The sequence below is a fragment of the Enterobacter sp. 940_PEND genome, assembly GCF_001059415.1.
GTDB classification, from domain to species: domain Bacteria; phylum Pseudomonadota; class Gammaproteobacteria; order Enterobacterales; family Enterobacteriaceae; genus Enterobacter; species Enterobacter cloacae_M.
In genome coordinates this window covers 36267-60521 of sequence record NZ_JUMS01000098.1, presented here as the reverse complement: position 1 = coordinate 60521, position 24255 = coordinate 36267, and the positions used below count along the sequence as shown (strand labels likewise).

Below are 24255 nucleotides of genomic sequence, written 5' to 3'. Positions count from 1 at the left end.
CGACAGAGGGCAACGCATTAAGAGGTGGTTACAATACACCCTGCCCCGCCACCAAAACAACATCATTTTGATAACATTTAATTTACTTTTAAGCTTATTTGCGTGGCGTGACCCAGGCATGTTTTCTGATAACGAAATCTGATAAAATCACTCCCTTTCATAACATTATTTCAGCCTGGCGCTGAGTAGATAATTTGCATAAAAATTCATCCACATGCATAATAATGTTGTTTCTATCGTCATATTCCGGGTGACTTATGCGAAGCTCGTCTAAGCAAGAAGAATTAGTAAAGGCCTTTAAGGCGCTACTCAAAGAAGAGAAATTCAGTTCTCAGGGAGAAATTGTTCAGGCGCTGCAGGAACAAGGCTTCGATAACATCAACCAGTCGAAAGTCTCCCGCATGTTAACGAAATTTGGCGCGGTGCGTACGCGTAACGCCAAGATGGAGATGGTCTATTGCCTGCCGGCAGAACTTGGCGTGCCGACCACCTCCAGCCCGCTCAAAAATCTGGTTCTGGATATCGATCATAACGACGCCGTCGTGGTGATCCACACAAGCCCGGGTGCCGCGCAGCTGATTGCCCGCATGCTGGACTCGCTGGGTAAAACGGAAGGTATCCTCGGTACTATCGCCGGTGATGACACCATCTTTACCACACCGGCTAGCGGTTTCTCCGTGAAAGATCTCCACGAAGCCATTCTGGTACTGTTCGAACAGGAACTCTAATCCCCTCTCCCCGTAGCGCCGCTGCGGGGATCGTTCTGCTTCCGCTGCGTTTCTCACTCTTTTCCTCTGCCCTTCACTTTGACAGATAGTGCTTTTTACCACCTATTAACATTCATCCGGTGAATGCTAAATCAAAAAATCGCACAAAAAATCAAAGACTGATATCCATATGATTTTATTAGATATAACCAACAAAAACGAACAAAAAACGTTCAACATTATGCAATTTAGTTATAAAAAACAGGCTGGTTAACACGTAATAACAAGAGAAACCATTAGTCTGGTATTAATTTTTGCCGTTATTAGTGTATACTTGATTTTGTGATGAGGGTCACGAAACAAGACCCCACGAAAAAATTCGACGAGGTAAGAATCATGAAAATCAAATCAACTGTAGCGGCGCTCAGCGTCCTGTCCGTCTTGTCATTCGGTGCTTTCGCAGCAGACTCTATCAATGCTGACCAGGCGCAATCCCGCCAGGCCATCGGTACGGTTTCTGTCGGCGCGGTCGGCACATCGCCAATGGACATGCATGAGATGCTGAACAAAAAAGCGGAAGAACAGGGTGCGTCATCCTATCGCATCATCGAAGCGCGTTCTGGTGACCACTGGCACGCCACCGCTGAGCTGTACAAATAAGTTTTAGTAATAACTGAAGACGAAAATCTCCACTCAACGGCACCAGGCATAAAAATAGCTGTTCAACCCTTCTCGCCGTTGAGTAAAAAACCCTATTCAGGAGTAAAGACTATGAAAACCAAATTGATCATCGCAACCCTCGGTATGGCATCCGTTCTCTCTTTCGGCGCAAGCGCAGCCGTACAGCAGGTAAATGCCGACCAGGCACAAAATCTACAGCGTATGGGCAGCATCTCCGTAACGTCTGTCACCGGTTCACCGATGGATATTCGTCACGAACTTGCCGCCAAAGCTGAAAAAGCAGGCGCCAGCAGCTATCGCGTCACCGAACTGAATCAGGGTGACCACTGGCATGCAACGGCAGAGCTGTATAAATAAACCCTCGTCGTATCTCATCATACGACTTGCCCCTGGCCTCATGGTCAGGGGCTTTTTTCATTCAATGCCGCGCGTTAAAGCGCAGCTGCCCTTCAAGCTCTTCTTCCGCTTCATCGAACAGCAATATCAGCGCGCCAAAACGTCTTCGCAGCTTATCAGGCAAATGGATGAACTCAATTTCCAGCGGTAGCGGCAACTGACTGCCGGTGACCACGTCCCACAGCGTATCCAGATTCGTCACGCTTTCTCGTTCAAGATCAAACGCCCGGATAAATTCACGGTAGAAGTCTTCCTGACTGTCGATCTCGTCAAAATCAAACGTATAGGTTTTCATTGCCAGCCACCCAGTCCAGGCGAGCGGCAGATGCCGCCCTGTCTATTATAATCCCCCAATATGCAGGGTTTTAACTTCCAGATACTCTTCCAGCCCCAGCACGGAGCCCTCTCGTCCAAGGCCTGACTCTTTTACGCCGCCAAAGGGCCCAAGCTCCGTGGAGACAGCGCACTCGTTGATGCCGATCATCCCGCTCTCGATGGCCTGTGAAACGCGGAAGACCCGAGAAAGATTCTGGGTGTAGAAGTAAGCCGCCAGTCCATAGGGGGTGTTGTTGGCGCGCTGGATAACTTCATCTTCCGAGGTGAAACGGAAGCACGCCGCCACCGGGCCAAACGTCTCTTCTTCTGCCAGCTTCATGCCTTCATGGCAGTCGCCCAGTACGGTTGGCATCCAGAAATTCCCGCCAAGTGGATGAGGCTTACCTCCTGCCAGTACGGTTGCGCCCCGGGCAACGGCGTCGTCGACATGCTCACGCACCTTGTTTACCGCAGAAGGTTCAATCAGCGGCCCGACCACGACCCCCTCCTCAAGACCATTACCCACCTTCAGCGCATTCACCGCATCGGCGAGTTTATTCACAAATTTGTCGTAGACGGTTTCCTGAATATAAAAACGGTTCACGCTGACGCAGACCTGCCCGGCATTGCGGAACTTGTTGGCGATCGCACCCTTAACCGCGGCGTCGATATCCGCATCCTCAAAAACGATATACGGGGCATTTCCCCCCAGCTCCATCGAGACTTTTTTCATGGTTTCTGCGGCGTTACGCACCAGCGTTTTGCCGACGGAGGTTGAGCCGGTAAAGGAGATTTTACGTACGTCGCGGCTTGCCATAATCGCATCGCTGATTTCATGCGTATTCCCGGCTACGGCGTTGAGAACACCGTCGGGCACTCCGGCCTGTTTCGCCAGCGTAAGCAGCGCAAAGGCGCTGAGCGGTGTGTTATTGGCCGGTTTAATGACCCCGGTGCATCCTGCTGCCAGCGCCGGGCCTAACTTGCGGGTGAGCATGGCCATCGGGAAGTTCCATGGCGTAATCGCTGCGACCACACCAATGGGTTCACGGGTCGCCAGAATGCGTGAGCCGGGTTTTATCGGCGGAATAATTTCACCGTTCGCGCGTTTGGCCTCTTCGGCAAACCACTGGATAAAGCTGGCGGCGTACTCGACTTCTCCCTCCGCTTCTTTCAGGGGTTTGCCCTGTTCGGTGGTCATCAACCGCCCGAGCCAGCTTTTATTCTCAATAATCAGTTCGTACCAGCGGTAGAGAATCGCCGAGCGTTCTTTCGCGGTTTTGGCACGCCATGCCGGGAAGGCCTGGGTAGCCGCTGCAATAGCGTCTTCGGTCTGTGCTTTACCCGCTTTTGCGACTTTAGCAATGACCTCGCCGGTCGCGGGATTCAGCACATCAAAGGTTGTATCCAGCGTTTTCCAGATTCCGTTGACCAGATAACCGGTCTGAAAAAGGATGTGGTCCTGAAGCGCCTGGGTCGTCATGTGTTCTCCCTTTCTGAAATGTAAGAACGTGCTGGAATAAGTATAGCCACAAAAAAACCGACGCTTTTGGCGTCGGTTTTTTACTTCAGTCAGTTATCCGTGAGGGCATTCTGGTAGCGATGCAGCATAAACACCAGCCGTCCTACCGGCTCGGTCACCTGAGGCGGCGCCTCCCAGTGCTTGAGCTTTTCCTGATAGGTATCGAGCTCTTCAAGCAGCTGCGTAAAGTAGCGGCGCCGTTTGTCATCGCTGCTGGCAGAAAGCACGTGATCGGCGGTACGACGCAGCTGGCGGTGGTATGCCGACAGATCGTCGTTGATCGGCACGGGCGCGTTACGCAAACGCTGGTGCGCAATGATCATGGTTAACGCCAGGCGGAACTTCGCGATATCGCCCGGGAACTTGTTCAGCAGCAAAAACAGCTGCTGGTACAGCGCGGGGAGGTGGTTCTCTTTACGGCGCGCGGTATTGGTTGTCAAAGATGACACGGCAGCCGACACGAACTGGTTCAGCAGCACGCGGCCCGTTCTTGCCTGCGAGTTATCCCGCACCAGCAGTATCACCATCATGGCCAGGAAGCAGCCCACCAGCTGGCCTAACGCGCTGTCGAGGAACTGGCTGAAATGGAAGGTCATCGGGTTATCGAGCACGATGATGTTAATCGTACTCGCCAGCGCCCCCAGCGATCCCAGACGCCGCTTTTGCACTTCAATGCCGATAAAGAACGCCATTACCGCCAGGCTAATACAGAGCAGCAGCATGCTCTGTTGCGTCGACGGGATGATGACCAGGAAATAGAGCGCGCCTATCGGCAACGCGGCAATCGTGCCGTAAAGGAAATCAATGGCGACCATACGCGGATTAGGCAGACGCATCGCCAGTGCGGTCACAACGGCAATCATCACCATCGCGCCGCTGCCGGACGTCCAGCCCGTCCACAGCCAGAACAGCGTGCCGAGCATGCAGGCAAGCGTCGTACGCCAGAAATTGACCATGGCATGATGGCGCTCGGCGGATTCCGCCTTGATCACCACTTCCCCCTGCAGCACCTCTTCTTCCGCCGCGCTGATTTTGGTGTTACCAATCACGCCGCGCTTCAGCAGCAGATAGCGCGTCGCGGCGCCGACCCAGGTGTAGATGGTCACCGGCGTGTCGCGCTCCCCGGTCCAGGCAATCACCCGGCGCATGCGCTTAAGCTGCTTATGCACGTCCTGTACGGTTTCCACCGGCTCGGCAAACAGTTCGCGGAACGTATCGGTGACTGCTTCCGGCCGGGTGTTCTGAATCAGATAGGTTTCACAGGCCTGGGTAATCAGCGTCAGAGAGACGGTGTTGAGGGCTTTAAGGCGTCGATTCGCGCGGGCCCAGCGCGAGGACTCCATGTTAAGGTTGCTGCGCATACCTTCCAGCGCCTGCGTACGACGTACCAGCCCGCTCCAGGCTTTATCCACCTCTTCGCTATCGCCGTGCTTAATGCACAGCTGCATCAGCTGATACTGGGCAACAATCAGCGCGTCGAGCTCACGGTCGACCTCCTGCTTGATGGAGCGCGGGGAGAAAAGCAGATCAGCGACGATCGCGCTGACAATACCAATCACAATTTCACTGCATCGCTCCACCGCAAACTGCGGGGCCAGCAGCGGTTCGCTTTGGATAGTGATGATAATAATCAGCGCGGTATAGCCCGCCAGTCCCCAGGCGTAGGAGTTTTCCACTTTCACCAGAGACGAGATCCAGGTGCAGAAACCCGCCCAGATGCAGCAGACCATCAGCATCAGCAGCGGGGTGCGGATCATGAGAATAATAATGGTCAGCGCCGCGAAACAGCCGATAAACGTCCCGATGATACGCAGCATCCCGCGATAGCGGATCGCGCCTGAATAGGGTTCCCCACCCGCGGCAAAGGCCGGGCCCGCCGCGACAATCGCGGCCGTCAGCACTGCCCAGCGAGGGGTTTCAAGCTGGAAGTGAAAGCCAACAAACAGCGCCAGCACGATGGCGCACGCCAGCTTCACGGCGAAGCGAATGTGCTGGCTGGCGATGGAAAAGATACCCATGGCGATTAACCAAACTCGCGCAGGCGGTGGGCAATTTTACGGAAGAACGAGTCCTGGCTGGCATCCCGGTCCTTTTCACCGGTGATCACCACCGTCGCCGTGGTACCCGCAGGCCACAGATTTCCCTGCTGTTCATCCAGATGAATACGTACCGGCACGCGCTGGGCCAGACGCACCCACTCCAGGTTGGAATCGACCGTCGCCATCCCTTTGGCATCGTTAGAGCTGCTGGAGTTAGTCACCCCTGCGGCAACGCTGTCGACGGTGCCTTTAAAGACGCGATTGCTGCCGAGCGGCGTAATTTCCGCCCGATAACCTGGACGCACGCCTTCCAGCTTGGTCTCTTCCATATAGGCGAGCACGTAGAAGGAGTTCTGTTTAACCAGCGCCACGGCGGTTGAGCCACGGGTAATGAATTCCCCGGCATAGACGTTGAGGTTGGTGACCCAGCCATCGGACGGCGCGCGGATCACGGTGCGCTCGAGATCGAGCTTCGCCAGATCGCGCGTTGCCTGCGCTTTCGCCAGCTGGTGCAGCACGGTTTGCAGCACGTTGTTGGACTGGTCAATCTCTTCGCGGGACATTGCCTGAACGCCCAACTGATTACGGCGGCCTGCCTCGCGGCGTTTCTCCGCAGCGAGCGCCTGATAATAGGCCACATCCGCTTCCGCCTCTTCCAGCGCTTTCTGGTAACGAGGCTGGTCGATGGTGAACAGAACCTGATCTTTTTTCACCAGCTGGTTATCGTGGACGTTGACCGCCGTGATAAGACCGGCCACGTCAGGGGCTATTGCCACCACATCGGCGCTGAAGCGTGCATCACGCGTCCACGGTGATTCGGTGTAATAAACCCAGGCGCGGAAAATAGCGATGAAGGCGAGGATAACCAGCGCCATTGTGATGGCAGTGCGGGAGATTTTTCTTGTTAGCGTTTTCACATCAACCTCAGACAAACATGCGCGATATCAGATAAAACAGGCAGCAATACAGCGCGGTATTGAACAATGCAGGGTGCCAGACGAAATCGTAGATCCCGGTAGGGACCAGCACCTTGCGCACCAGCCAGAAGATCGCCAGTGATAAAAGAAGCTCGAAAAATATCGGTGGGAACGACAGACCGAACACCACGATAACGGGAAACAGACTCATGTTGACCTTGATAAGAGAGAGTGCAGGCTTCAGAATTTTTTAGCGCACGCCACCGCAGGAGAGCAAGAAACGCCGGGCGAGAATGGCGCAGCCGTTATGTAATTAATAATATATTAACGTAACTGTTATGCTGTTATCTATAATATGTGATCTAAATCACTTTTAAGCCAGAGTGAACAATGGAACGTTTAAAACGCATGTCGGTCTTCGCCAAAGTGGTTGAGCTGGGCTCTTTTACCGCCGCTGCACGCCAGCTTCAGATGAGCGTCTCATCCATCAGCCAGACGGTGTCCAAACTGGAAGATGAGCTTCAGGTCAAGCTGCTCAACCGCAGTACCCGCAGCATTGGGCTGACGGAGGCGGGTAAAATTTACTATCAGGGCTGTCGCCGCATGCTGCTTGAAGTGCAGGATGTTCACGAACAGCTCTATGCCTTCAACAACACCCCCATCGGCACGCTGCGCATCGGGTGTTCTTCAACTATGGCACAAAATGTTCTCGCTGCCATGACGGCGGATATGCTGAAAGAGTATCCCGGGCTTACCGTCAATCTGGTGACGGGTATCCCGGCGCCGGATCTGATTGCCGACGGGCTGGACGTGGTGATCCGCGTCGGCGCGTTGCAGGATTCCAGCCTGTTCTCGCGACGGCTGGGCAGCATGCCGATGGTGGTCTGCGCCTCGAAAAGCTATCTGGCGCAGTACGGCGTTCCGGAGAAACCCGCCGATCTCACCAACCACTCGTGGCTGGAGTACAGCGTGCGGCCCGATAATGAATTTGAGCTGATCGCTCCGGAAGGGATCTCTACCAGGCTGCTGCCGGAAGGACGGTTTGTCACTAACGATCCGATGACCATTTCGCGCTGGCTGGTGGCCGGCGCCGGGATCGCCTACGTGCCGTTAATGTGGGTGATCAACGAGATCAACAGCGGCGTGTTGGAGATCCTCTTCCCGCGCTACCAGTCCGATCCGCGACCGGTGTACGCCCTGTATACCGAAAAAGACAAACTCCCGCTCAAGGTACAGGTGTGTATTAACTATCTGACCGAGTATTTTGTGGACGTAGCGGAGCTGTTTCAGGGGATGCGGGGGAGAAGGAAAGAGTAGACCTTTTCCAAAAGGACGAGGGAGAAAAGACTGCGCGGAGCAGTTCCCTCTCCCCTTTGGGGAGAGGGTCAGGAAATCACGCCGTTCCGCCCACCGTCAGGTTGTCCACCTTCAGCGTTGGCTGGCCCACGCCAACCGGCAGGCTCTGGCCCTCTTTACCGCAGACGCCCACGCCGTTATCCAGCTTCAGATCGTTACCGACCATAGAGATCTGCTGCATGGCTTCAATACCGGAGCCAATCAGCGTCGCACCCTTCACCGCTTTGGTCACTTTGCCTTTCTCGATCAGATACGCTTCTGACGTGGAGAAAACAAACTTACCGGAGGTAATGTCCACCTGGCCGCCGCCAAAGTTTGGCGCAAAGATACCGTAATCAACGGATTCGATAATCTCCTGCGGCGTGGATTTGCCCGGCAGCATGTACGTGTTGGTCATGCGCGGCATCGGCAGGTGCGCGTAAGATTCACGGCGTCCGTTGCCCGTCGGCGCCACGCCCATCAGACGCGCGTTGAGTTTGTCCTGCATGTAGCCTTTCAGCACACCATTTTCGATCAGCACGTTGTACTGCCCTGGCGTACCTTCATCGTCGATAGCCACCGAGCCGCGACGATCGCGCATGGTGCCGTCATCCACCACGGTGCACAGCTCAGAGGAGACAAGCTGCCCGATTTGACCGCTGAACACGGACGTCCCGCGACGGTTAAAGTCGCCTTCCAGGCCGTGGCCTACGGCCTCGTGCAACAGCACGCCCGGCCAGCCAGCGCCCAGCACCACCGGGAATGAGCCCGCCGGCGCCGCGACGGCATTCAGATTCACCAGCGCCATACGCACGGCTTCTTTCGCCCACGCGTCGGCGCGAGCTTCACCGTCAACGTCGCCCAGGAACCAGTCATAGCCGAAACGACCGCCGCCGCCGCTTGAGCCGCGTTCGCGTTTGCCGTCGTCATCGACCTGCACGCTGATAGAGAGACGCACCAGCGGGCGAACGTCTGCCGCAAGGGTACCGTCCGTTGCCGCAACCAGAATCAACTCATACACGCCGCTCAGGCTGGCAGAAACTTCCTGCACGCGTTTATCCGCCGCGCGGGCGACTTTGTCCACGCGACGCAGGATATCCAGCTTCTCTTCACGGCTCATGCTCTGCAGAGGATCGATGCTGGTATAGAGCGCAGAGTGCTGCACTTCTCCCAGGGTTTTCACGCGACCATCGCCGGTATCACGCACAATGGTACGCGCGGCCTGCGCGCTCTGCTCAAGTGCAGCCAGGCTAATCTGATCGGCATAGGCGAAACCGGTTTTCTCGCCGCTAACGGCGCGGACGCCGACGCCCTGGTCGATGTTGTAAGAGCCATCTTTAATGATGCTGTCTTCTAAAACCCAGGATTCGTGATAGCTCGACTGGAAATAAAGGTCGCCGTAGTCGAGACGGCGTTCGGTCAGTTGACCAAGAATGGAGAACAGGTCCTGATGATTCAGGCCGTTCGCTGCGAGCAAATGTTCACTTACCAGGTTCAGACTCATCGTATTGCTACTCGTTCGTTGCCGCCCGTGGCGGTATAAAGATCGTATTTATTGAGAGTGAGGCAATTACCTGCCCACGTCAAATCATTGCTGTGCATCTTTGCGCGGCTGGCGCAGCACCTCGTTAATCTGCGGTTTATCTACCGGACCGGTAATGCGGTAGCGCAGAATGGAGACTTTGCTCCACAGCGGACCCAGCACTTTGCTGGCGGCAAACACCGCCGCACCGACAATCGGGTTCACCACAAAGGCCGCCGCCACGCCCACGCTCGCGGAAATTTCCGGTGCCACCACGGCTTCCATATCCAGCTCGCGACGCACGAGGTTAACGGAGCCTTTCATGGCGATATCCGCTTCCAGGCCATCCACCAGCGTATCGTCCGTATGCAGAACGCCGTCCTTAATCCATGCCGTACTGCGGATGGAATCGTAGTAGAAACCTTCGCTGAACGTATCGCTGAAATCGAAGCGCAGCTTGCGCAGCAGCGCATCAAAACTCAGCAGGCGCAGGATCTGCCCGGCGCGCCCCGTACTCACGTCGGCGATCTCACCTTTACCAAAGTGGGTTTTCAGAATGCCGTTCAGCGAGGCCTCATCCGGCTTCCACGGAGCGTCGCGCCAGTGAAGATCGTAATCGACGTCAAATGACGAGCCGCGCAGCGGCGTGCTGATACCAAAGAAATTGGCTGCCGCATCCAGCTTGTTGCCTTTAATGTCACCCTTCAGGGAAGTTCGCTGCTCGCCCGGGTTATTCACCCATTCCCCTGCGGCCGTCATGCGGCCAAAACCGGTATCAACCAGGCCACCGGAGAGCGTAAGCGTATTTGCCTGGATGGTGAAATCGCCGTCGATACGGCCATATTTCTGCCCCCACAGCCAGCACTCCGCGCAGCGCAGCTGGAGATCGGGCCAGCCGCTAAAATCGACGCGGGAGACATTACTCAGCGGCGACGTCTCTGCCGGTTTATCTTTCCCGCTCGCGGCGCTTGCCGGGTTGTAGTAGAGGTAGCGGATCGCCGCCTGCCAAGGCGCGTGATTGCGCATGGTCAGCGTGCCGTTGATCTCTCTGCCCTGGGCCTCCACCTTCGTGCCGTTAGCGCCAGGCCGCGAGACAATGCTCAGGTTGTTCCACTGCTGCCCGCCCAGCATCAGCGACGGCGTACGTACGGTAATGGCTTGCGGGAACTGGGCGGTTTCATCAACGTTTTGCCCAACGCCTTTCTGGAACAGCGCCAGCCACTCTGCGCCGTCCATCGGCGGGAGATTCAGCTCAATGCCAGCCTGCTCCGGCAGAGGCGGCGTGGAGCGGCTATCCGTTGTCCAGATGGCTTTGTCGAGGGTGAGCTTGCGGTTAAGTAGCCATCGGCTGTTGAAGTGGTTTGTCCCGCCCGCGCTTCCGGTCAGCGCGAAGCTGTTCAGGTTGCCATCGACGTTCAGCTTTACCGGCAGCGGCTGTCCGGCCTGTTTATCCAGCGGCGCAGGCAGCTGGCTCTGAAGGTTTTTCAGATCGCCCGTGATGTCGACCTTGTACCGTGCGCCCGCGTGATAAGGCAGGTCAATTGCCACTTTACCCTGCCAGGCGACCGCGCCCTGCACTGACGCCTCAATGGGCTTCGGCAGAACGTCCATGCGCGCTGGCTGCCAGTTACCGGCCAGATTGACGGCCACCTGATAAGCCTTTTCACCCTCGGTGGTCGTGAAGTCGATATTAACGGGCTGATTAAACCAGCTGGCCGTAAGCGGCTCGCTCTTAAGGTTTCCGTTGTCAAAGCTGAACTGCCCGCTGAGATTTTTCAGCGTGCTCTCAAGGGGTTTGATGAACAGACTGTTGTTCTTCAGGCGGACGTCACCTTTGGCTGTGGTCATCTCTCCGTCCAGCGGGATATCAAGATGTAAGCGAGCATTCACATCGCCATCAAGCTGAAGCTGCTGGAGCGTCGCCGCCAGCGACTCTTTCAGGGGCGTCTCCTCAAAATACGGTCCCACCGCTTTGCCCGGACCGTTGATGTCAGCATCAATCAGCAGCTTCTCTTTGGAGTAATCCGGGATGTTGGCCGTTAGGTTGCTGGCCATCACGCCGCCCAGCGCCACGCTGTCGGACTTCATCCATAGCCCGTCATTGAGGAAGTTGAGCTCGATATCCAGGTCTTTCAGCGCAGGCCAGCCGGGCTGGAACGCAAAGGTCGCGTTATGCAGCGGCACCAGCACCTGGAACTGGCCTTCATTATGTTTGTACGGGAATAGATGCGGGTTACCGCCGTAGACCAGCGTGGCATTGTCCGCCTGACCGCCCTGAATCGCGCCGCTGAGATAGTCCACCAGGGCTTTTCCCATCAGGTTTTCCGGGAAGTAACGCCAGGCCTGAGAGCCGTCATCGGTGCTGATCCCGGCCAGAATGCCCAGCCACGGCTCGTCACCTGCAGGCTGCATATAGCGGAAATCACCGCGCGCGTGCACCGCTTTGGCTTTCACATCGATATGGCGACCATCAAGCTGGAAACCCTTGTCGTTACGGAGCCAGTTGAGTACCGCGCTGCCCTGTTCGATTTCCAGCGGCGCGCGGAAGACCGTCTCGTAAGGCATTTTGGCGTCGTGCATATCAACCGTCAGCCTGCCGTTTTCCACGCTGCCTTCCAGCTTGCCGCTAAAGTGCTCCGCCCCCGGCAGCAGCTTCCACTGCTTCCAGGCAAGATCTTTCCACGTTGCCTGGAAGCGGGTTTTTTCCGTCGCCTGGAGCGGGATATCCAGCCCCAGAGCATCGATCGTCCCGCTCGGCTGCGTTGCCAGCCAGATCTCGCCCAAGTCCGGAGAGAGCTTTGCCGCCATCGAGCGCAGGCCTTCAATGGCCGCCAAATCGAGGTTGCTGGCGCGGATGCGCAGCTCGTCGCTGCGTTTACTGGCCGTACCGCCGACGTCCTGCTCCGGCATCCAGGCCAGCGTCAGCGCACCGCGCGGCCACGGCTTGCCGTCCATGGTGATGCGCGTATCCGGAATGGCAAACTGCCAGCCCTCTTTCTCCTGCGTCACGTGCGCGGTGAGGTTATCGACGGAAAGCTGATGCTGCTGTTTTTCGCCTTTCCAGCTGGCACCCCCCTGCTTGAGCCAGATATCGCCGCTGGCAAATTCGCCTTTGGTCAGGGTCAGCCAGCCTTCAAGGCTGAAACGGGCAGTCTCCAGCTGCATATTTTGCTGGATCCAGTCACCCAGCCATGGCTTCACGTCAACATCGTCGGCCTGCAGCCAGACTTTGCCGTTGTTTAACAGGCCGTCATCGTCCCGCAGATCCATGCGCACCTGCATCACGCCGTGCTGGCCGTTCAGGCTTGAGAGATTGACCTGCCCCTCGGCGCGGTGACGTTCTTTACCGTTGAGCCAGGTCAGCTGAGGGATCGCCAGTTCGGCGCGCTGGCCGGAAAGGGTAATGAAGCTCACCTCGCTGTCGCGCAGATCGAAGTGATCGAACTGGCGGAGGAAAAGATCGCTGAAGCGGTTGGCTTCAAGACCCTGACTGCTATCGCCGCCAGACAGCGGCGTATTGGTCAGGAACTGGAGTTGATAAAAGGTGAGATCGCGAAACTGCCAGCGCAGATGCAGCAGGCTTTGCCAGACGTCCAGCGCCAGGGTCACGCGTTTGATTTTCAGGTGGCCGCCATCTTTTAGGCTGGCGTTGATATCCCGGACATCGAGCGTCGGGCCAAAATTCTGCCAGTTAGCGCTTAGCTGGCTTACGTTCACCGGCACGCCGGTGGTGGATTCAATTTTAGCCAGCAGCTGCGGACGCCAGCTGTCCAGATGCGGTAATACGAGGCGTAGCCCGCTCACGAGCAACGCGACAATCACGACCAGCGTTGCCCCTGTAAGCAATAAAATCCCCGGCAATCGCCTCACGCATCTCTCCTTGTCAGCTTTCGTCACGCAGCGTACTGCGTCTTACATCATCACGACGTCAAACTGCTCCTGGTTATAGAGCGGTTCAATTTGTACTTTTACCTGTTTGCCGACAAAGATTTCCACTTCCGCCAGCGCGTGTGACTCTTCGCCTTTCAGCGCTTCAGCCACCGCAGGGGAAGCATAGACCAGAAAACGATCGGAGTCGTAGGCATGATGAACACGGACGATTTCACGCATAATTTCGTAGCAGACGGTCTCAACCGTCTTTACCGTTCCGCGTCCATGGCAGGTTGGGCATTCATTACACAGCACATGCTCAACGCTCTCGCGGGTACGCTTACGCGTCATTTCCACCAGCCCCAGCTGTGAGAAGCCATTAATGCTGGTTTTCACGCGGTCTTTGCTCAGCGCCTGCTCAAGCGAGTGCAGCACGCGGCGACGGTGGTCTTCATTACTCATATCGATGAAGTCGATGATGATAATGCCGCCCAGATTGCGCAGACGAAGCTGGCGCGCAATCGCCTGCGTGGCTTCGATGTTGGTGTTGAAGATGGTGTCATCCAGGTTGCGATGGCCGACAAACGCGCCGGTGTTGATATCGACGGTGGTCATCGCTTCGGTCTGATCGATGATCAGATAGCCGCCTGACTTCAGTTCGACCTTACGCTCCAGCGCGCGCTGGATCTCGTTTTCGACATCATAGAGATCGAAGATCGGCTGACGCCCTGAATAATGCTCCAGCAGGCCGGGCATCTCCGGGATGTACTCAGCGGTAAATTCCAGCAGCGCTTCATAGGTCAGGCGCGAGTCCACGCGAATGCGGTCGAGCTGCGCATCAGCAAAGTCGCGCAGAACGCGCTGAGCAAGCGCCAGTTCACCGTAAAGCTGGTAGCGGGTCTGGTTGCGTTTTTTACGCTCCATTACCTTGGTCCAGACGCGCTTCAGGTAAGCCGCATCCGACGCGAGGTCTTCTTCGCTGATCCCTTCTGCAGCGGTACGGATGATAAACCCGCCCTGTTCATCGCAGTAGGCGCTGACCACTTTCTTCAGACGCTCGCGCTCGGTTTCGCTCTCAATACGCTGCGAAACGCCCACGTGCGACGCGCCGGGCATAAAGACCAGATAGCGGGAAGGTAAGGTGATGTCGGTGGTCAGACGGGCGCCTTTGGTACCGAGGGGATCTTTCACCACCTGCACCATCAGATCCTGCCCCTGACGTACCAGTTCAGAAATATCGCGCACGGCAAACTGCTTTTGCTCTTCGCCCGCGACGCACTCGGTGTGCGGCATGATATCGGAGGCATGTAAAAACGCCGCCTTATCCAGTCCAATATCTACAAAAGCCGCCTGCATACCCGGTAGTACACGACTGACACGACCTTTGTAGATATTGCCTACTATTCCGCGCCGCGCTTCACGCTCAATATGAATTTCCTGAAGAATGCCACCATCAATATAGGCCACACGGGTTTCCGATGGCGTTACGTTTACCAACAATTCAGCCGTCATAATTATCCCTTCCCTCACGCAGTGAGTTAAAATTGCTCAGCAACTCATACGTTTCCACCAGCGGTAAGCCGACTACGGCGTGATAGCTGCCATTAATCTTCCTGACAAAACAGCCACCCAGCCCCTGAATACCGTATGCACCTGCTTTATCCATCGGTTCACCGCTGGCAATATAAGCGGCGATGTCGTCGTCGGTAAGTACTCTGAACGTCACTTCGGTCACCACCAGGCAATCCAGCACGTGCTGGCGGTCAGCCAGCGCGACGGCCGTCATCACCTGATGCGTTTGTCCGGACATTTTGTGCAGCATGCGCGCCGCATGATCGGCGTCGCGCGGTTTCTCAAGCACTTCACCGTTCAGAATAACGATGGTATCTGCTCCCAGCACGGGAAGATCGCGTGGCACACTGGCCACGCCCGCCTGCGCTTTCTCGCGCGCCAGGCGAGACACATACTGTTGAGCGCTTTCGCCCTCAGCACGCTTTTCTTCAATGCCGGTAACGATGCGTTCAAAAGAGACCCCTAGTTGCGTCAGGAGTTCCTGACGGCGCGGGGAGCCGGAAGCGAGATACAAAGACGTCATAGAAACCTTTTATTGCACAGCAAACTGCTGGCGAACCTTACGCATCAGCAGGAATAACCATGGCCAGAGCACACCGTTTACTACACTACTCCAGAACACTTCCGGTCGGAAAGAGACGTTGATCACTAAAAACTCTGCCCAGAAAACAACGATATCCGCAGCGAGCGACAATAACATCACCACCAGGGCCTGTTGCCAGAGCGCAAGGTTACGAAAGAGCTGGAATTTGAGTGCGACGAGGTACGCAATAATGCTCATGGACAAGGCGCGCACGCCAAGCGTTGAGCCGCTAATGAGATCCAGTATGGCACCCATCACAAAACCTGTGCCGACATTTACGCGATGCGGCAGGGCAAGGATCCAGTAGAGCAAAATGAGCAATACCCAGTTTGGCCGGAAAACGAGAATGTCATCCGGCCAGGGCATCACTTGCAGTAACAGTGCAATGAGAAACGAGAGCCAGATGACCCAGCGCCCCTGGCTACGATAGCTTGCCACTACTGCCCTCCCGAAGAGAGTTTAGGCGGTGGCGGCGCATCCGGCAGCGGCTGCGTTAACCCTGTTGCCGGCGCCGGTACTGGCGCAGGCGGCCCCATGGAATCCGCAGGCGGGAGAACCTGCGGCATCATCTGCATCAGGCGCTCATTTGCTACGCGATGCACCTCTTCAGGCGTCATCGGGTTAGCACCGTTACGATCGGCGCCCCACAGCAGCAGCAGATAGCGCAGACGCTGCAACCCGGCGGTTGGAGGCGCCTGAATCACGGTATAGGCACGCTGGGTGTCCAGCTTGACCGAAGAGACCACCGCAACCGGATAGCCTTCAGGGAAGCGTCCGCCCAGGCCGGAGGTTACCAGCACGTCGCCCACGCGAATATCCGTGTTAGCCGGGAGGTGTTCCAGCTGCAGATCGTCCGTACAGCCGTTACCGGCCGCAATCACGCGGATGTCGTTACGCAGGACCTGGATCGGCAGCGCATGTGTGGCATCGCAAATCAGCAGCACGCGGCTGGTCAGTTTGGCCACGGCAACAACCTGGCCCACGACGCCCTTATCACTGATAACAGGCTGACCTTCATACACCCCGTTCACGCTCCCTTTGTCGATCACAACCTGATCGCTGTAGGGGTCGTTCACGGTGGAGATCACCTGCGTGACCATTTTCTGCTCATCCTGACGCAGCGGCGAGCCGAGCAGTTCACGCAGACGCGCGTTTTCCTGCTTGTATTGCCCCAGCATCAGCAGTTCGCTGTTTTTCAGCAGCAATTCCTGACGTAATGCCCGGTTTTCAAGTTCGAGTTGGTCGCGCGAAGACAGCGTTTGAGAAACGGAGTCGAGCAGTTCACGGGGACCATTTGAAACAAAGTAGAATGGACTGACGGCGGTATCCATGTACGTTCTGATCTGGCTGAACGTACCGAGGCGGCTATCGGCAATAATGACCCCAAGCGCAACCAGCACCGCCAGAATAAGGCGAAACTGTAGCGATGGGCCACGGCTAAAAATTGGCTTCATAGGCTATGCGTATTCTCGCGTCAGAGAGAAAGGGTAGCAAATTGCTACCCTCTCAAACTCGACTACTCTTCGCTGAACAAATCGCCGCCGTGCATGTCGATCATTTCCAGCGCCTTGCCACCACCACGGGCGACGCAAGTCAGTGGATCTTCTGCAACTACGACAGGAATACCTGTCTCTTCCATTAACAGGCGGTCGAGGTTACGCAGCAGCGCACCACCACCGGTCAGAACCATACCGCGCTCGGAGATATCGGACGCCAGCTCTGGTGGGCACTGTTCCAGCGCAACCATTACCGCGCTCACGATGCCCGTCAGTGGTTCCTGCAGAGCTTCCAGAATTTCGTTGGAGTTCAGGGTGAAACCGCGTGGAACACCTTCAGCCAGGTTACGGCCACGCACTTCGATCTCACGCACTTCATCGCCCGGATACGCAGAGCCGATTTCGTGTTTGATACGCTCTGCGGTGGCTTCACCGATCAGAGAGCCGTAGTTACGGCGCACATAATTAATGATGGCTTCATCGAAGCGGTCACCACCGATACGTACGGAAGAGGAGTACACCACGCCGTTCAGAGAGATAACGGCCACTTCAGTGGTACCACCACCGATATCCACCACCATAGAACCGGTAGCTTCGGAAACAGGCAGGCCCGCACCGATGGCCGCAGCCATTGGCTCTTCAATCAGGAACACTTCACGTGCACCTGCACCCTGGGCAGATTCACGGATTGCGCGACGCTCTACCTGGGTTGCGCCAACCGGCACACACACCAGAACACGCGGGCTTGGACGCATGAAGCTGTTGCTGTGAACCTGCTTGATGAAGTGCTGAAGCATTTTTTCAGTCACGAAGAAGTCGGCGATAACGCCGTCTTTCATTGGGCGAATGGCGGCGATGTTGCCAGGGGTACGACCCAGCATCTGCTTCGCGTCATGACCCACTGCAGCCACGCTTTTCGGCGAGCCTGCACGATCCTGACGAATGGCCACAACGGAAGGCTCATTCAATACGATGCCTTGTCCTTTTACATAAATAAGGGTATTCGCGGTACCCAGGTCAATGGACAGGTCATTGGAAAACATGCCACGAAATTTTTTCAACATACTAAGGGATAATCCTGAAAGCTGGGGCGGAAAACAAAATCCGCTTACTTTACCAACCACACGCAGCAGCGACAAGGCGCAAAAATCATCTGCAACGGTGAAAATTTGTGCAGTACGTTTCCTGATGTTACAAAATCATCCCCTGACTCCCTCAGGGCTGAGTAAACAGTAGCGTTCCCCACTGACGTTTGTAACCCGTTACAGGTCGTTCACTGGCTTTTTGCTCGACATACTCAAAGCTACAGGCGCGATATTCTACGTGAAAACAGCGTAAACGGCAGGTCAAACAGAGTATCTTTGCAAATATTTTTTCACGTTGGTGTCAAGCGGTTGAGAGGCAGCAAAAAAATCCCCCTGACCGCCCATCACGCCGCGCGCTGTTAACATCTGCCATTCGCTTCTGGAGCGCACGCCCGTGGCAAATACTTGTGTTCGCGTACCCTTGCAAGCTTCTACCAGACTCTGTACCAGCAGCTGGTTTTCCGTACGCTTCTCAATATTCCTTACCAGCCCCGGATGTAGCTTTAATAACTCTACATCCAGCTCCTTGATCCAGTTGGTGCTGACCAGCGTTAAACCTGCCTGCGTCACAGCGATACGTGCACCGAGCGCATTGATCAAACGTACCACCGGACGTAACCGGCTGATGTGTTGACCTACATCGGCCTCAGCAAGTTCAAAAATAATGTGTTTACGTTGCGATTTTTCGCATTGCATTAACGTATCACGTAGCCACCGCTGAAAACGTGGACGTATTAACGACTCCACGGTGACCTGCAACGCCAGGTTTTCTTCAGGCCAGAAGGATAAAAACGGAATCAGCCGGGTAATTTGCTGGCGGTCATACTCTTCCGACAGGCCAAATTGCAGCACCATCGGCAGATATTCCGCAGAGATGACCTCTTCGGTGCCGTCAAAAATACGACACATCAGTTCACGGTGATGAACGTTGCCGTTTTTCATGACCGCGGGTTTTTGATAAATACGTGGCCCGCCGCGGCTAAGCATTTGCTCAATCAGCGTTCGCCAGCGCACGTTGCCGCGCCCTTTTTCCGGCAGCGAGTCATCGTAAACCGCCCATCCGTTGGCCCCCTGCAACACGGCGTTGCGGGTAGCGGCTTCCGCATGTTCCATCACCTGCTCGGTGGATTGTCCGCCACGCCAGGCGCAGATCCCCATGTGGACCATATCGTCCCTGTCGAGCATTTTGCTCTGCGGCAGCGCATCTACCGCCTTCAGCAGCTGGCTGGCGATGCTTTCGGATTCCTTCAGCGTACGATGAGGCAACAGCACGGCAAAGTCGCTGCGGTGATAGCGGGCCAGCAGCGCGCCCGGGTAGCGCATAATAAAGGTGGAGAGCAGGTTGATCAGCGTAAAGAGGTTTTCTTCCGCGGCCCGCTGTCCCCAGGTGTCGCGCAGGAGATCGAAATCGGGCAGGCGAATCATCATCACCACCCCGTGAGTCCCCACTTTCTCTGAATCGTCGAGCAGCGTGGCGAGCTGATTATCAAAGAAAAGACGGTTGTTAAGGCCGGTTTTATTATCCTGCGCCGCATAAGAGCGGATCAGCGTATCCATACGGCTGCGCTGGTCGCTGGCAAACTGGATTTCGGAGAGCAGGGTATCGAGCGCGCTGCTGGCGCGTGACGGCCACTCGTGAACGGAGCCACGCACCTGCGGGCCGCGCTCACCGTTCAGGATCCGCACGGAGCGCATCTCCAGCAGCTCCTGACCGGAAAGCTGGCGGCGCAGCCAGCGGACCGCGAGAAAGATCAGCAGGACGATAAACGCAACGGCGACGGTGAGCGGCGCGGTGGTCATCATGGAACGGAAATAGCTGGCCATCGGATCGAGGTAGACCATGCGTATGGTCATCCCCGGATTTTTAAGGGAATGCACCGTCACTTCCCGATACTGGCTTACCACGCCCGCGGGGCGATAGCTTCCCGGTCGTTCGTGGCTTAAAACACGATGCTTTCCCTGCAGAATGTCGATCTGAACGATATCAACAGGTACCATCAACTCATCGAGCTCACGGGAGAGCGCTGGTAGCGGCGTCGTCAGCAGACGCGTATCAATCACCGAGGCAACAGACTGTACCCGGTTAACCAGCTTGTCCTGAATGGCAGTGTAAAAACTCAGGGAACAGCCCAGAAGCGTGACAAAAATGGTAAGCCCCGTCAGCAAGGTGATAAAAGCTGAGAACTTCGTCGTTAATCGCATCCTTGAGATTACTCCGTGGGTTGATGGGGTAGCGAGTGAGCGCTAACTTGCATTTCAAATGCGGCATACTACCAAATCGGGTGTATCTGGCAATTTATTGCGTTAAATCGGCACTGCGTTTCCCTGAGCGAGTATAGTCTTCAGAAATTATTTTCCAATCATCTGAGTCGAGAGGACCCCGTATGCAGGCTTTGATCTTAGAACAGCAGGACGGCAAAACGCTTGCCTCAGTGCAGGCGGTTGAAGAGAGTCGCCTGCCGGAAGGCGACGTAACCGTCGACATCGACTGGTCCAGTTTAAATTATAAAGATGCGCTGGCTATTACCGGTAAGGGTAAAATCATCCGAAATTTCCCTATGGTGCCGGGGATTGATTTCGCTGGCCGGGTTCATACCAGCGAGGATCCGCGCTTCCATCCAGGCCAGCATGTACTGCTCACCGGCTGGGGCGTGGGTGAAAATCACTGGGGCGGGCTGGCAACGCAGGCGCGCGTGAAGGGCGACTGGCTGGTGCCTGTGCCGAAAGGCATGGATGGCCGCAAGGCAATGATTGTCGGCACGGCAGGCTTTACCGCCATGCTGTGCGTGATGGCGCTGGAAGATGCGGGTATCCGCCCTGAGTCAGGGGAAATTGTCGTCACCGGTGCCAGCGGCGGCGTGGGCAGCACGGCAGTCACGCTGCTGCACAAGCTGGGCTATCAGGTCGCTGCGGTTTCCGGCCGAGAAAGTACCCATGACTATCTGCGCCAGCTCGGTGCAAACCGCATTCTCAGCCGTGACGAATTCGCTGAAACCCGTCCGCTGGAAAAACAGGTTTGGGCAGGGGCGGTGGATACCGTCGGTGATAAGGTGCTGGCAAAAGTCCTGGCGCAGATGAACTACGGCGGATGCGTGGCAGCCTGCGGTCTGGCGGGCGGATTTGCCCTGCCAACCACCGTGATGCCATTTATTCTGCGTAACGTACGCCTGCAGGGTGTGGATTCCGTAATGACCCCGCCGGCCCGTCGTCATGAAGCATGGGAACGGCTGGTGCGCGATCTGCCGGAATCTTTCTTTACCCAGAGCGCAACGGAGATAACCCTCAGCCAGGCGCCGGAATACGCCAGTAAGATCATGGACAACCAGTTCCACGGTCGTGCGCTGGTGAAAATCGCCTAATCTTCAAATTTTCGTGACATATTCGCGCGAATCCCTCTCCTCCGTCATGCTTAGAAAAACGCATGACGGAGGATGCCATGAAAAACCGAAAACTGACGGAAGCCGACGTAACGTCTGAGTCTGTCTTTATGTTACAGCGCCGCCAGATCCTGAAAATGCTTGGCATCAGCGCCACTGCCCTGACGCTCTCTCCGGCGGCACACGCCGACCTGCTCGACTGGTTTAAAGGCAACGATCGGCCAAAGGCTCCATCCGGCGCCCCGCTCACCTTTACGAAACCGGCCGAATGGCAAAACAAGCTGACGCTTACGCCGGAAGATAAAGTTACCGGCTACAACAACTTCTACGAATTTGGTCTCGATAAGGACGATCCTGCCGCCAACGCGGGGAGCCTCAAAACCGATCCGTGGACGCTGAAAATTGATGGTGAAGTGGCGAAGCCCCTGACGCTGGACCACCACGATCTCACTACCCGCTTCCCGCTCGAAGAGCGTATCTATCGCATGCGCTGCGTGGAAGCCTGGTCGATGGTGGTGCCCTGGGTCGGCTTCCCGCTTCATAAGCTGCTGGCGATGGTTGAACCCACCAGCAATGCGAAATATGTCGCTTTCCAGACGCGCTATGCGCCTGACGAGATGCCCGGGCAGAAAGATCGGTTTATCGGCGGCGGGCTTGAGTATCCGTATGTGGAAGGGTTACGTCTCGACGAAGCTATGCACCCCCTTACCCTGCTGACCGTTGGCGTTTATGGCAAAGCGCTTCCGCCGCAGAACGGCGCCCCCATCCGTTTAACCGTACCGTGGAAATATGGCTTCAAAGGGATTAAATCTATCGTCAGCATTAAGCTTACCCGCGAACGTCCGCCAACCACCTGGAATCTGGCGGCCCCGGACGAATACGGCTTCTTCGCCAACGTGAACCCGCACGTGGATCATCCGCGCTGGTCGCAGGCAACCGAGCGATTTATTGGTTCCGGCGGTGCGCTGGACGTAAAGCGCCAGCCGACGCTGCTGTTTAACGGCTATGCGGATGAAGTGGCTTCGCTTTACCGTGGTCTCAACTTACGGGAGAACTTCTGAGTGCGTTTAACGGCAAAACAGATTACCTGGCTGAAAGTGCTGCTGCACCTGGCCGGGCTGCTTCCTTTTATATGGCTGTTTTGGGCCGCCAGCCAGGGGCTCTTTAGCGCAGACCCGGCAAAGGATATCCAGCATTTTACCGGTCGGATGGCTCTGAAATTTTTGCTGGCCACCTTGCTCGTCTCGCCGCTGGCGCGCTACGCTAAACAGCCCTTATTGATACGCACCCGTCGGCTGTTAGGGCTATGGTGTTTTGCCTGGGCGACGCTGCACCTCACCAGCTACGCCCTGCTGGAACTGGGAATTAACAATCTGGCGCTGCTTGGCCGCGAACTGGTGACACGTCCTTATCTGACGCTGGGTATTGTGAGCTGGGTGGTTTTACTGGCGTTAGCGCTGACATCCACGCAATATGCGCAGCGAAAACTGGGCAGGCGCTGGCAGCTTCTGCACAACTTCGTCTATCTTGCCGCGATCCTCGCTCCCATTCATTACCTGTGGTCGGTGAAGATCCTCTCACCACAACCGATCCTTTATGCACTGGCGGCCGTGGCGCTTTTGGCATGGCGTTACAAGAAGTTCCGCCAGTGGTTGCGATAGTTCGCGAAACTGTGCGTTTTCCCGCAGATTACCCGTCAACCGCAAATCTTTTTCGGATAGCGGTTGATAATCTTCCCTGATAAGACCAGTATTTAGCTGCTAAATGCTACGAAATCGTTATAATGTGCGACCTTGGTTCGCCTGACAGCGGTTTTAAGCCTCTGAAAAGGTGACATTTGCGTTTCGAAGGTATATTTTGTTTTTTACCCGAAAATCGCAGGAGATAGCGGCATTATGACTGATAAGTTCCATATCTTAGTTTTGAACGGACCGAACCTGAACATGCTCGGCACCCGTGAGCCAGAGAAGTACGGCACGCTAACATTGAGTGAAATTGTTAACCGTCTGGGAACGGAAGCAGCGTCACTGAATGTGGATTTGGATCATTTTCAGTCGAATGCGGAGTACGCACTCATCGACCGTATTCATCAGGCTAAAGACAATGTGGACTATATCCTGATCAATCCGGCCGCGTTTACGCACACCAGTGTTGCTATCCGCGACGCACTGCTTGCGGTGAGTATCCCGTTTATCGAGATCCACCTGAGTAATGTGCACGCCCGAGAGCCGTTCCGTCACCATTCGTATCTGTCAGATATCGCTGCTGGCGTTATCTGTGGACTGGGCGCAGACGGCTATTCATACGCTTTACAGACAGCGGTAAAACGCTTGTCACAATCACACTAAACAAGAGTACGGAACCCACTCATGGATATTCGTAAGATTAAAAAACTGATCGAGCTGGTTGAAGAATCAGGCATCTCCGAACTGGAAATTTCTGAAGGCGAAGAGTCTGTACGCATCAGCCGTGCAGCCCCAGCCGCTAGCTTCCCGGTAATGCAGCAGGCTTATGCTGCGCCAGTGCAGCAGCCTGCGCTCTCCGCAGCCGTTGCGCCAGCAGCTGAAGCCGCACCTGCCGCTGCAGCAGAAATCAGTGGTCACATCGTACGTTCCCCAATGGTTGGTACTTTCTACCGCACCCCGAGCCCGGACGCGAAGGCGTTCATCGAAGTGGGTCAGAAAGTCAACGTAGGCGATACCCTGTGCATCGTTGAAGCGATGAAAATGATGAACCAGATCGAAGCAGACAAATCAGGTACTGTGAAAGCGATTCTGGTCGAAAGTGGTCAGCCGGTTGAATTTGACGAGCCGCTGGTCGTCATCGAGTAACGAGGCGTAC

General features: G+C 55.9%; 22 protein-coding genes. 9 read left to right on the top strand and 13 right to left on the bottom strand.

Annotated features, from left to right (window positions below):
• Positions 1-257: 257 nt before the first annotated feature.
• The 3 genes from argR (at position 258) to yhcN (ADJ24_RS13830) (ending at position 1745) form a co-directional block, all read left to right on the top strand.
• Positions 258-728: a transcriptional regulator ArgR gene (gene argR / locus ADJ24_RS13840; protein WP_023309388.1), complete on the top strand. Its 471-nt coding sequence runs from the start codon at positions 258-260 to the stop codon at positions 726-728.
• Positions 729-1103: 375 nt separating this feature from the next.
• Positions 1104-1367: a peroxide/acid stress response protein YhcN gene (gene yhcN / locus ADJ24_RS13835; protein WP_023309389.1), complete on the top strand. Its 264-nt coding sequence runs from the start codon at positions 1104-1106 to the stop codon at positions 1365-1367.
• Between the two features lie 111 nt (positions 1368-1478).
• Positions 1479-1745: a peroxide/acid stress response protein YhcN gene (gene yhcN / locus ADJ24_RS13830; protein WP_023309390.1), complete on the top strand. Its 267-nt coding sequence runs from the start codon at positions 1479-1481 to the stop codon at positions 1743-1745.
• Between the two features lie 61 nt (positions 1746-1806).
• Here the strand turns inward: yhcN (ADJ24_RS13830) and ADJ24_RS13825 are convergent, their stop codons facing one another.
• From ADJ24_RS13825 to aaeX, 5 genes are all read right to left on the bottom strand, one after another.
• Positions 1807-2079, bottom strand: a complete 273-nt coding sequence (locus ADJ24_RS13825; protein ID WP_023309391.1) for a barstar family protein — start codon at positions 2077-2079, stop codon at positions 1807-1809.
• 45 nt (positions 2080-2124) lie between these two features.
• Entirely contained in the window at positions 2125-3579 is a 1455-nt protein-coding gene (locus ADJ24_RS13820) for an NAD-dependent succinate-semialdehyde dehydrogenase (protein WP_023309392.1), read from the bottom strand.
• An 89-nt stretch (positions 3580-3668) separates the two neighbouring features.
• Positions 3669-5636, bottom strand: a complete 1968-nt coding sequence (gene aaeB, locus ADJ24_RS13815; RefSeq protein ID WP_023309393.1) for a p-hydroxybenzoic acid efflux pump subunit AaeB — start codon at positions 5634-5636, stop codon at positions 3669-3671.
• A 5-nt stretch (positions 5637-5641) separates the two neighbouring features.
• Positions 5642-6574: a p-hydroxybenzoic acid efflux pump subunit AaeA gene (gene aaeA, locus ADJ24_RS13810; protein ID WP_023309394.1), complete on the bottom strand. Its 933-nt coding sequence runs from the start codon at positions 6572-6574 to the stop codon at positions 5642-5644.
• A 7-nt stretch (positions 6575-6581) separates the two neighbouring features.
• Complete coding sequence (aaeX, locus tag ADJ24_RS13805) at positions 6582-6785, bottom strand: p-hydroxybenzoic acid efflux pump operon protein AaeX (RefSeq protein ID WP_003860416.1); 204 nt, start codon at positions 6783-6785, stop codon at positions 6582-6584.
• A 179-nt stretch (positions 6786-6964) separates the two neighbouring features.
• Here aaeX and aaeR point away from each other — a divergent pair, with 179 nt between their 5' ends.
• Positions 6965-7891 (top strand): HTH-type transcriptional activator AaeR, encoded by a 927-nt coding sequence (aaeR, locus tag ADJ24_RS13800; protein ID WP_023309395.1) that lies wholly within the window; start codon positions 6965-6967, stop codon positions 7889-7891.
• A gap of 76 nt (positions 7892-7967) precedes the next feature.
• Here aaeR and tldD read toward each other — a convergent pair whose 3' ends face one another.
• The 8 genes from tldD to csrD all read right to left on the bottom strand — a co-directional run bounded on the left by tldD (position 7968) and on the right by csrD (position 20239).
• Positions 7968-9413 carry a metalloprotease TldD gene (gene tldD / locus ADJ24_RS13795; RefSeq protein ID WP_023309396.1) on the bottom strand — a complete coding sequence of 482 codons (1446 nt, stop codon included), beginning with the start codon at positions 9411-9413 and terminating at the stop codon, positions 7968-7970.
• An 84-nt stretch (positions 9414-9497) separates the two neighbouring features.
• The gene (yhdP, locus tag ADJ24_RS13790; protein WP_023309397.1) at positions 9498-13301 is read right to left on the bottom strand and encodes an AsmA2 domain-containing protein YhdP; all 3804 of its coding nucleotides are present in this window, start codon (positions 13299-13301) and stop codon (positions 9498-9500) included.
• A gap of 42 nt (positions 13302-13343) precedes the next feature.
• Positions 13344-14813, bottom strand: coding sequence for a ribonuclease G (gene rng, locus ADJ24_RS13785; protein ID WP_010436156.1), 1470 nt, complete (start codon positions 14811-14813; stop codon positions 13344-13346).
• Positions 14803-15396, bottom strand: coding sequence for a Maf family protein (locus ADJ24_RS13780; protein WP_023309398.1), 594 nt, complete (start codon positions 15394-15396; stop codon positions 14803-14805). Before ADJ24_RS13780 ends, rng begins: the two co-directional genes overlap by 11 nt.
• A gap of 9 nt (positions 15397-15405) precedes the next feature.
• Complete coding sequence (gene mreD / locus ADJ24_RS13775; protein ID WP_023309399.1) at positions 15406-15894, bottom strand: rod shape-determining protein MreD; 489 nt, start codon at positions 15892-15894, stop codon at positions 15406-15408.
• Positions 15894-16910 (bottom strand): rod shape-determining protein MreC, encoded by a 1017-nt coding sequence (gene mreC, locus ADJ24_RS13770; protein WP_048702671.1) that lies wholly within the window; start codon positions 16908-16910, stop codon positions 15894-15896. Before mreC ends, mreD begins: the two co-directional genes overlap by 1 nt.
• Before the next feature lie 62 nt (positions 16911-16972).
• A complete protein-coding gene (gene mreB, locus ADJ24_RS13765) occupies positions 16973-18016 on the bottom strand; it encodes a rod shape-determining protein MreB (RefSeq protein WP_000913396.1) in 1044 nt (347 codons plus the stop codon).
• 282 nt (positions 18017-18298) lie between these two features.
• The gene (gene csrD / locus ADJ24_RS13760) at positions 18299-20239 is read right to left on the bottom strand and encodes an RNase E specificity factor CsrD (RefSeq protein WP_023309401.1); all 1941 of its coding nucleotides are present in this window, start codon (positions 20237-20239) and stop codon (positions 18299-18301) included.
• A 182-nt stretch (positions 20240-20421) separates the two neighbouring features.
• Here csrD and ADJ24_RS13755 point away from each other — a divergent pair, with 182 nt between their 5' ends.
• The 5 genes from ADJ24_RS13755 (at position 20422) to accB (ending at position 24245) form a co-directional block, all read left to right on the top strand.
• The gene (locus tag ADJ24_RS13755) at positions 20422-21396 is read left to right on the top strand and encodes an MDR family oxidoreductase (RefSeq protein WP_023309402.1); all 975 of its coding nucleotides are present in this window, start codon (positions 20422-20424) and stop codon (positions 21394-21396) included.
• Positions 21397-21473: 77 nt separating this feature from the next.
• Positions 21474-22475 (top strand): protein-methionine-sulfoxide reductase catalytic subunit MsrP, encoded by a 1002-nt coding sequence (msrP, locus tag ADJ24_RS13750; protein ID WP_023309403.1) that lies wholly within the window; start codon positions 21474-21476, stop codon positions 22473-22475.
• Positions 22476-23075 carry a protein-methionine-sulfoxide reductase heme-binding subunit MsrQ gene (msrQ, locus tag ADJ24_RS13745; protein ID WP_023309404.1) on the top strand — a complete coding sequence of 200 codons (600 nt, stop codon included), beginning with the start codon at positions 22476-22478 and terminating at the stop codon, positions 23073-23075.
• Positions 23076-23309: 234 nt separating this feature from the next.
• Positions 23310-23762 (top strand): type II 3-dehydroquinate dehydratase, encoded by a 453-nt coding sequence (gene aroQ, locus ADJ24_RS13740; protein ID WP_023309405.1) that lies wholly within the window; start codon positions 23310-23312, stop codon positions 23760-23762.
• 21 nt (positions 23763-23783) lie between these two features.
• The gene (accB, locus tag ADJ24_RS13735; RefSeq protein ID WP_010436174.1) at positions 23784-24245 is read left to right on the top strand and encodes an acetyl-CoA carboxylase biotin carboxyl carrier protein; all 462 of its coding nucleotides are present in this window, start codon (positions 23784-23786) and stop codon (positions 24243-24245) included.
• The last annotated feature ends 10 nt before the right edge of the window (positions 24246-24255 follow it).

Bases quoted from the DNA above. Each gene is read 5' to 3' on its own strand.
- argR (WP_023309388.1), top strand. From the start codon at position 258: ATGCGAAGCTCGTCTAAGCAAGAAGAATTAGTAAAGGCCTTTAAGGCG.
- yhcN (WP_023309389.1), top strand. From the start codon at position 1,104: ATGAAAATCAAATCAACTGTAGCGGCGCTCAGCGTCCTGTCCGTCTTG.
- yhcN (WP_023309390.1), top strand. From the start codon at position 1,479: ATGAAAACCAAATTGATCATCGCAACCCTCGGTATGGCATCCGTTCTC.
- ADJ24_RS13825 (WP_023309391.1), bottom strand. From the start codon at position 2,079: ATGAAAACCTATACGTTTGATTTTGACGAGATCGACAGTCAGGAAGAC.
- ADJ24_RS13820 (WP_023309392.1), bottom strand. From the start codon at position 3,579: ATGACGACCCAGGCGCTTCAGGACCACATCCTTTTTCAGACCGGTTAT.
- aaeB (WP_023309393.1), bottom strand. From the start codon at position 5,636: ATGGGTATCTTTTCCATCGCCAGCCAGCACATTCGCTTCGCCGTGAAG.
- aaeX (WP_003860416.1), bottom strand. From the start codon at position 6,785: ATGAGTCTGTTTCCCGTTATCGTGGTGTTCGGTCTGTCGTTCCCACCG.
- aaeR (WP_023309395.1), top strand. From the start codon at position 6,965: ATGGAACGTTTAAAACGCATGTCGGTCTTCGCCAAAGTGGTTGAGCTG.
- tldD (WP_023309396.1), bottom strand. From the start codon at position 9,413: ATGAGTCTGAACCTGGTAAGTGAACATTTGCTCGCAGCGAACGGCCTG.
- rng (WP_010436156.1), bottom strand. From the start codon at position 14,813: ATGACGGCTGAATTGTTGGTAAACGTAACGCCATCGGAAACCCGTGTG.
- ADJ24_RS13780 (WP_023309398.1), bottom strand. From the start codon at position 15,396: ATGACGTCTTTGTATCTCGCTTCCGGCTCCCCGCGCCGTCAGGAACTC.
- mreC (WP_048702671.1), bottom strand. From the start codon at position 16,910: ATGAAGCCAATTTTTAGCCGTGGCCCATCGCTACAGTTTCGCCTTATT.
- mreB (WP_000913396.1), bottom strand. From the start codon at position 18,016: ATGTTGAAAAAATTTCGTGGCATGTTTTCCAATGACCTGTCCATTGAC.
- csrD (WP_023309401.1), bottom strand. From the start codon at position 20,239: ATGCGATTAACGACGAAGTTCTCAGCTTTTATCACCTTGCTGACGGGG.
- ADJ24_RS13755 (WP_023309402.1), top strand. From the start codon at position 20,422: ATGCAGGCTTTGATCTTAGAACAGCAGGACGGCAAAACGCTTGCCTCA.
- msrP (WP_023309403.1), top strand. From the start codon at position 21,474: ATGAAAAACCGAAAACTGACGGAAGCCGACGTAACGTCTGAGTCTGTC.
- aroQ (WP_023309405.1), top strand. From the start codon at position 23,310: ATGACTGATAAGTTCCATATCTTAGTTTTGAACGGACCGAACCTGAAC.
- accB (WP_010436174.1), top strand. From the start codon at position 23,784: ATGGATATTCGTAAGATTAAAAAACTGATCGAGCTGGTTGAAGAATCA.